Genomic DNA, 7,182 nt, shown 5'->3' with positions numbered 1-7,182 from the left:
CCCGCCCGGCGCGCCGCCAGGCGCCCGCCGCGGGCGCCTCACCGGCCCGCGCCCGTCAGTCACGCGCCCGTCAGGCGGGCCCGTCAGGCACGCCCGTCAGCGCGTGCCTTCGAGCAGCGTGCGCGCCGCCGTGAGGAACAGGCCGGCCACCTCGTCCGCGTCCGCGCCCGAGAGCGGCTCGCTTCGGCTGACGTCACGTACGAGGCCGATGCCGATCAGCCACGCCAGGACCAGCTGGGCGCGCAGACGGGCGTTCGGCGCGTCGGTGAGAGTGGCGAGCGCCGACGCGTAGTCGTCGCCGAGCTGCTCCGCGATGTCCGCCGCCGGCCCGTCCGTGCCCAGCGAGCGCAGGAACGTCACCATCGTGTGGTCGCGGCGCCTGCCCGGCTCGTCCCGCAGCATGCTGCGCAGTGTGGTGTCCAGCAGCCGCTCGGCCGGCGTGCGTTCAAGCTGCTCGTGGCCGAGGCGGGCGGCCACCGCCTCGAAGACCGCGGCTTTCGAGCCGAAGTAGCGGAAGATCAGCGACTGGTTCGCGCCCGCCCGGTCGGCGATGTCGCGGACCGTGGTGCGCTGGAAGCCGCGCTCGAAGAAGAGCTCGGCGGCGGCGTCGAGCAGCGCCTTCCGCGTCGCCGCCGCGTCCCTGGGTCTCGGCCCTGCGGGGCGTTCGGTTCCGGCCACATGTCCTCCTGGACACACCGTATCGCCCACCTCCCGGCCATGGCCGTCCTTGACTGCCGGTAAGTGGGCTGCCTAGCTTGTAAGCGCATGCTTGCAAGATGCTCGGTCCACCCGGGGCCACGCAGAGTGCGCAGGGCCGCACCGCGCTCCCGGTGACGACCGGGAACCCCCCGTCGGCCACGTTCCCGTGGGAGAGACCCTTGACGAGCACCACACCCCCCACCTCCACCTCCCTCTCGCTCCCCGCCCCCGTCCCGTATCCGTTCAATGAGCAGGGTGACGGCCTCGGCCTGCACGCCGCGTACGCGGACGCCCGCGAGGGCGCCGGGATGGTCCGCGTCCGGCTGCCGCACGGCGAGCCGGCGTGGCTCGCGACGCGCTACGAGGACGCCCGCTTCGTCCTCGGCGATCTGCGGTTCTCGCGGGCCATGGCGCTGGAGAACGACGAACCGCGCTACAACGCCGCCAGGTCCAAGCCGAGCATCCTGTCCATGGACCCACCGGACCACACCCGGCTGCGCACCCTCGTGTCGCGCGCCTTCACCCGCCACCAGGTGGAGGGACTGCGCCCGTGGGTACGGGAGTTGACGTCCGGCCTGCTGGACGAGATGGTCGCGGCCGGCTCGCCCGCCGACCTCGTCGAGAACTTCGCGCTGCCGCTGCCCGTGCAGGTCATCTGCGAACTGCTCGGCGTGCCGGCCTCGGACCGCGGCCAGTTCCGGGTGTGGAGCGACGCCCTGCTGTCCACGACCCGGCTCACCGAGGACGAACTCAAGGAGAACCAGGACCAGCTGACCGGCTACCTCGCCGGATACGTCGCCGAGCGCAGGGCCGACCCGAGGGACGACCTGATGTCGGGTCTCATCGAGGCCCGGGACGCGAAGGACCGCCTCAGCGAGGAGGAGCTGGTCAGCCTGTGCGTGGCGATCCTCGTCGCCGGGCACGAGACGACGGCCTCGCAGATCCCCAACTTCGTCTGGACACTGCTCGAACAGCCGGAGGAGTGGCAGCGGCTGGTCGACGACCCCGAGCTGGTGCCGGGCGCCGTCGAGGAGCTGATGCGGTACATCCCGCTGGGCGCCGGCGCGGCGTTCCCGCGGTACGCGAAGGAGGACGTGGAGGTCGGCGGGGTGCTCGTGCGCAGGGGCGAGGCGGTGGTCGTCTCGCTCGGCTCGGCCAACCGCGACCCGGCGAGGTTCGACGAACCCGAGACGCTGAGGTTCGACCGGCCCGCCAACCAGCACCTGGGCTTCGGCCACGGCGTGCACCACTGCCTGGGCGCGCAGCTTGCCAGGATGGAGCTGCAGGAGGCGCTGCGTGCGCTGGTCACGAAGGTGCCGGGGCTCAGGATCGCGGGCGAGCCCGAGTGGAAGCGCCAGATGCTCGTACGGGCTCCGCGGGTCCTCCCGGTGGGGTGGTGAGCGCGATGGGGGCATGGCACATCGAGGTGGATGAGAACGTGTGCGTCGGCTCCGGCATGTGCGCGGCGCTGGCGCCCGACCGGTTCGTGCTGGAGGGCCCGGCGGCGAGCGTGGTGCAGGGCGCGGCGGACACGGACGCCGACGAGGTGCTGCTCGACGTGGCGGACTCGTGCCCCGCTTCCGCCGTCACGGTGACGGACGGCGAATCGGGCGAGGTGCTCGGGCCGAGGCCCTGAGGCAGCCGAGGGCCTGACGCAGCCGAGGGCCTGACGCTGCCTACACCCTGATGCCGGCGAGGCCTTGAAGCCCTCATGTCCTGAGGGCTTCAGGACCTCGGCGCTCAGACCAGCTCGACGAGGTCGGCGATGGACTCCACGACCCGCGTGGGACGGAACGGGTACCGCTCGACGTCGCCCGGCCGGGTCAGCCCCGTCAGCACGAGGAACGTCTCCATGCCGGCCTCGAGACCGGCCAGGACGTCCGTGTCCATCCGGTCGCCGATCATCGCCGACGACTCGGAGTGCGCCCCGATGGTGTTCAGCCCCGTGCGCATCATCAGCGGGTTCGGCTTGCCGACGAAGTACGGCTCCTTGCCCGTCGCCTTGGTGATGAGGGCCGCGACGGAACCGGTGGCGGGCAGGTCGCCCTCGGGGGAGGGCCCGGTGGAGTCGGGGTTCGTGGCGATGAACCGCGCCCCCTTGTTGATCAGCCGGATCGCCTTCGTCAGCGCCTCGAACGAGTAGGTGCGCGTTTCGCCGAGGATCACGAAATCGGGGTCCACGTCCGTGAGGATGTAGCCGGTGTCGTGCAGCGCCGTGGTCAGCCCGGCCTCACCGATCACGTATGCGGTGCCGCCCGGGTGCTGGTCCTCCAGGAACCTCGCGGTGGCCAGGGCGGAGGTCCAGATGTTCTCGGCGGGCACGTCGAGGCCGATCCGGCTGAGCCGCGCCGACAGGTCGCGCGGCGTGTAGATCGAGTTGTTCGTCAGGACCAGGAACGGGCGCTCGGACTCCCGCAGGCGCTTGATGAAGGCGTCGGCGCCCGGCACGGGGACACCTTCGTGCATGAGCACGCCGTCCATGTCCGTGAGCCAGGATGCGATGGGCTTGCGGTGCGTCATGGGGCCAGTCTCCTGCAGGTGTGCGGCCGTCAACAGCGCCGATCATCCCATAAGCATGGAAGCCGGCCGCGGGCTCCGCCGGCCGGGGCGGCGGGGGCCGGGTACGAGCAGGTCACCGCCGCGTCCGCGGGGCCGGACGGGTGACACGGAAGGGCCCCTGCGGATGCGGAAAGCCCCCGCGCGGGTGAGTCTTCCTGACAGGAGGTTCACCATGCGTTCAGTATTGCTCGCTCTGCGTGCCGCCGGTGCGGCCGCCATATTCGTCGCGGCTCCGGTCTACGGGGCCACGGCCGCCCAGGCACAGGACAACGTCACCGCCACCATCAGCCCCGCCGTCATCGCGGCGCAGGGGCAGGTGCAGATCAAGGTCGAGGGGTGCAGGCACGGCCAGGCGCGCGTGTCGTCCACCGCCTTCGTCCAGGCGGTGACCATCAGCAGCGGGTCGGGTGACGCGCTCTACGGCGACGTCTCCATCAAGTCCTTCATGGCGGCGGGCAGCTACGACATCAGCGTCAGCTGCGACGGGCACGACCACGGCCATGTCGGCCGCTTCCAGGTCGTGGACGGCCGCCACGACCACGGGGGCCGTGACCACCACAGGCCGTACGCCCCCGTGCACGCGGGCGGAGGCGGCACGGCGGTGCTGGCCGCCGACGCGAAGGACGCGGCCGCTCCGGCCGAGCAGTCGGGGCCCGGCACCCCCTACACCGTCGTCGGCCTCGTGCTCGCGGGAGTGGCGGCGGTGACCGTGGCGTACAGGACCACTCAGCGCAAACGTGCCGCGGCCGTCTCCGCGTCGCGGAAAGCGGACTGAGGCGGTCACCGTGTCCGAGGGGAACGACGCCGCGGGCTCCGGCCGGGGCTCGGGCAAGCTGACGACAGGCGTCGCCTGGGCCGTGCTGCTGCTCGGCCTCTGGCTCTGGGGCCGCGGCACGGCGGACGGGACGGCGGGCGGCGCCCACGCCCCCGCCACGGGTGACATCGCGGCCGTCGGCCGTCCGCTCGGAGTGCCCCTGCCGCCCGCGCACGCGCCCCTCTCCCCGTCGAAGCCGCGGCGCGTCGAGATTCCGTCGCTCGGAATCACGGCGCCCGTCACCGGCCGCGGCCTCGACGCGACGGGCGCGGTCGACCCGCCGCCGTTCTCCACGCCCGGCACGGTCGGCTGGTACGACGGCGGCACGCAGCCGGGCGCGGCGGGGACGTCCATCCTCGTCGGGCACGTGGACACCAAGACGAAGCCCGCGGTCTTCTACGGGCTCAGCGCGGCGAAGGCCGGCGAGAAGGTGCGCGTGGCGCGCGCGGACGGCTCCGTCGCCGAGTTCACGGTCGACGACGTGGAGGTCGTGAGCAGGAAGCACTTCGACGCCGACAAGGTCTACGGCGTCAGCCAACGCAAACGCGCCGAACTCCGGCTGATCACCTGCGGCGGCACATTCGACCGCGCGTCCCAGGAGTACACCGCGAACGTCGTCGTCTCGGCGTACCTGACGGGGGTCGTGGGCGGCGGAACGGACACGGCCGACAGCTGACCCGACCGCCACCGCGCGCCGCCGCGCCCCCGCCGTAGCCATGGCGGGGGCGTTTCTGTGTCCTGCTTGATCCGATCCGCTGCGATGCGGCCTGATCCGATCCGGTCCGGTCGGCGACCCATCCCCCCGAGGGTCGCCGGCCGGACCGGTCCTCGACCGCGCCACGGCAGGGCACCACGACAGGGCGCCCATGCCCGCGCGGGAGCTCGCGAGCGGTCATGTCCCCGTCATAGTACCGGGCAATTGTCGATTTAGCGCTCCGTCTTTTCGCGGCCGGGACTCTACGCCTGTCTCCCGGGTGAATCGCGACATCCACCGTACGCCGCACCCCGGCATACATGTATTTACTACCTATGATCGGTCAGAATGCGACGTACAGGGATAGTTGAGACACTGACGCCTTGACACCACGTCAGGAACGAACTTGATCAGCGCGTGGAGGGGATCGCATGACCGTCCCGGTCTTCGAAGAGTACGAACCCGCTCTCGACTGCCCCTGCGCCGGATGCGCGCAGCGGCGGCGCGAGGCGGCAAGCGGCCTCGCCGTCCGGCAGGGAGGATCCGGCGGGCGGCGTGCGCTGGCGCTCGCCGCGGCGGCCGGTCTCGCCTGGGGCTGCGGGATGACGGCCGCGACGGCTGCGCCCGCCCACGTCGCGGGCGGTGCCGCGGCGCAGGGGCACAACGGTGCGGCGGGGCATGCCGGGCCGATGGCGGCTTCGCCCGTCCCCGCCGGATACGCGGAGCCGGGCCCGGCGACGCCGCAGGGCGGCAGCGGCCCGCTGCACGGCAAGCCGGGCGGCGGATCGGCCGAGCTGCCCAGCACGACACGCGCGGAGATCATCAGCCGGGCGAAGAAATGGGTCACCGCGAAGGTGCCGTACAGCATGACCAAGTTCTGGACCGACGGCTACCGGCAGGACTGCTCCGGCTTCGTCTCCATGGCCTGGCACCTGCCGAAGAACGAGTGGACGGGCAGCCTCGCGCGGTACGGCGTGAAGATCGCGCGCGCCGACCTCCAGCCGGGGGACATCCTGCTGTTCCACAACCCGGCCGACCCCAACAAGGGGTCGCACGTCACGATCTTCGGCGGCTGGGCGGACGCCTCGCACCACTCCTACCTGGCGTACGAGCAGACACCGCCGCACACGCGGTCGCAGGTGACGCCCATGGCGTACTGGACCAACTCCGACAAGTACGTGCCGTACCGCTACAAGGGGCTGACCGAGGAGGGCGCGGCCGGCGCGGCCGCCACCGCGTCGTACACGTACCCGGGCGCGTCCCGCTTCGGGCCCGGCGCGCACAACGCGTACGTCACGCAGCTCGGCAAGATGCTGGTGGCGCGAGGCGGCAAGCGCTTCTACACGAGCGGTCCAGGACCGCGCTGGGGCGAGGCGGACCGCAGGGCGACGCAGGCGTTCCAGCGTGCGCAGGGGTGGCGCGGCAGCGAGGCGGACGGCCTGCCGGGCCCGGACACGTGGCACCTCCTGGCGTCGGGGCACGGCAAGGACATCCCGCCGGCGCGCAAGTCGGCCGCCCACGCGACGCCGGCCTCCGCCGCCACCCACACCGGGGCGGCCGCGTCCCCCGCCGCCCCGGCCACGGCCGCGAAGGCGCCCGCGTACCCGGGCGACCGGTACTTCAGGACGGGCCAGTCCAACGTGTACGTGGAGCGGCTCGGCAAGCAGCTCGTGAAGAAGGGGTTCGGCAGGTACTACACGCGGGGCCCCGGCCCGGCGTGGGGGGAGGCGGACCGCAGGGCGACGCAGGCGTTCCAGCGCGCGCAGGGCTGGACGGGCAGCGCGGCGGACGGCTACCCGGGCCGCGAGACATGGCGACGACTTTTCGCATGATGGAGGAGACCACACACCATGACAGCGACGACCCCGCCCCCCGACGCCCCGCTGCCGCGGGCCTCCTCCGGAGGGACGACCGGCACGCCTGAGCCGCCGTCAGGAGGCGGCTCACCGGCCGGGCGGTCCGAGGCAGCCCGCCTGCCGGGCGCCGCGCCGGACGCGCAGGCGGACGTTCCGCCGGACGCGTACGCCGGACCCGATGCGGCCGTGCGCCCCGGTGACACCGGTACGCGAGCGGATGCCGGGGCCGCGGGCGAGGGCGCACCCGCCGGGGGAGGCGACGCGGTCGTGCATGCCGGACCGGCCGGGGCGGCCGACGCCCTCCCGCGGCCCGATACTCGGGACGATGCCTTCGGCACGCGCACGGCTGTGCGGGACCACCCCTACGTGTCACCGGGGGCACCCAGGCCCCTGCCGGGGGCCGGGCCCGTCGCGGCCGGGTGCCCCGGCGGCACCGGTGACACCGGTACGCGAGCGGATGCCGGGGCCGCGGGCGAGGGCGCACCCGCCGGGGGAGGCGACGCGGTCGTGCATGCCGGACCGGCCGGGGCGGCCGACGCCCTCCCGCGGCCCCATACTCG

Annotated in this window: 7 protein-coding genes; 5 read left to right on the top strand and 2 right to left on the bottom strand. The window is 73.2% G+C overall.

Annotation, left to right across the window (positions count from 1 at the left end):
• Positions 1-96: 96 nt before the first annotated feature.
• Entirely contained in the window at positions 97-678 is a 582-nt protein-coding gene (locus tag JFN87_RS31145) for a TetR/AcrR family transcriptional regulator (protein WP_307865665.1), read from the bottom strand.
• Between the two features lie 200 nt (positions 679-878).
• On the opposite strand from JFN87_RS31145, the gene JFN87_RS31140 reads away from it, so the two are divergent.
• Both JFN87_RS31140 and JFN87_RS31135 read left to right on the top strand, forming a co-directional pair.
• A complete protein-coding gene (locus JFN87_RS31140) occupies positions 879-2,099 on the top strand; it encodes a cytochrome P450 (protein ID WP_245182640.1) in 1,221 nt (406 codons plus the stop codon).
• Between the two features lie 5 nt (positions 2,100-2,104).
• Positions 2,105-2,335, top strand: coding sequence for a ferredoxin (locus JFN87_RS31135; protein ID WP_209345559.1), 231 nt, complete (start codon positions 2,105-2,107; stop codon positions 2,333-2,335).
• Between the two features lie 104 nt (positions 2,336-2,439).
• Here the strand turns inward: JFN87_RS31135 and JFN87_RS31130 are convergent, their stop codons facing one another.
• Positions 2,440-3,219, bottom strand: coding sequence for an HAD-IIA family hydrolase (locus JFN87_RS31130; RefSeq protein ID WP_209345557.1), 780 nt, complete (start codon positions 3,217-3,219; stop codon positions 2,440-2,442).
• Between the two features lie 211 nt (positions 3,220-3,430).
• Between JFN87_RS31130 and JFN87_RS31125 the strand changes: the two genes are divergently transcribed.
• The 3 genes from JFN87_RS31125 (at position 3,431) to JFN87_RS31115 (ending at position 6,598) form a co-directional block, all read left to right on the top strand.
• Positions 3,431-4,033, top strand: coding sequence for a hypothetical protein (locus tag JFN87_RS31125; RefSeq protein WP_209345555.1), 603 nt, complete (start codon positions 3,431-3,433; stop codon positions 4,031-4,033).
• Between the two features lie 10 nt (positions 4,034-4,043).
• Positions 4,044-4,748, top strand: coding sequence for a class F sortase (locus JFN87_RS31120; RefSeq protein WP_209345553.1), 705 nt, complete (start codon positions 4,044-4,046; stop codon positions 4,746-4,748).
• Between the two features lie 449 nt (positions 4,749-5,197).
• The gene (locus JFN87_RS31115) at positions 5,198-6,598 is read left to right on the top strand and encodes a peptidoglycan-binding protein (protein WP_209345551.1); all 1,401 of its coding nucleotides are present in this window, start codon (positions 5,198-5,200) and stop codon (positions 6,596-6,598) included.
• Positions 6,599-7,182 lie beyond the last annotated feature (584 nt).

Source organism: Streptomyces montanisoli (assembly GCF_017813245.1).
GTDB classification, from domain to species: domain Bacteria; phylum Actinomycetota; class Actinomycetes; order Streptomycetales; family Streptomycetaceae; genus Streptomyces; species Streptomyces montanisoli.
This window is presented reverse-complemented; position numbering and strand designations above follow the sequence as displayed.

Bases quoted from the DNA above. Each gene is read 5' to 3' on its own strand.
- JFN87_RS31135 (WP_209345559.1), top strand. From the start codon at position 2,105: ATGGGGGCATGGCACATCGAGGTGGATGAGAACGTGTGCGTCGGCTCC.
- JFN87_RS31130 (WP_209345557.1), bottom strand. From the start codon at position 3,219: ATGACGCACCGCAAGCCCATCGCATCCTGGCTCACGGACATGGACGGC.
- JFN87_RS31125 (WP_209345555.1), top strand. From the start codon at position 3,431: ATGCGTTCAGTATTGCTCGCTCTGCGTGCCGCCGGTGCGGCCGCCATA.
- JFN87_RS31115 (WP_209345551.1), top strand. From the start codon at position 5,198: ATGACCGTCCCGGTCTTCGAAGAGTACGAACCCGCTCTCGACTGCCCC.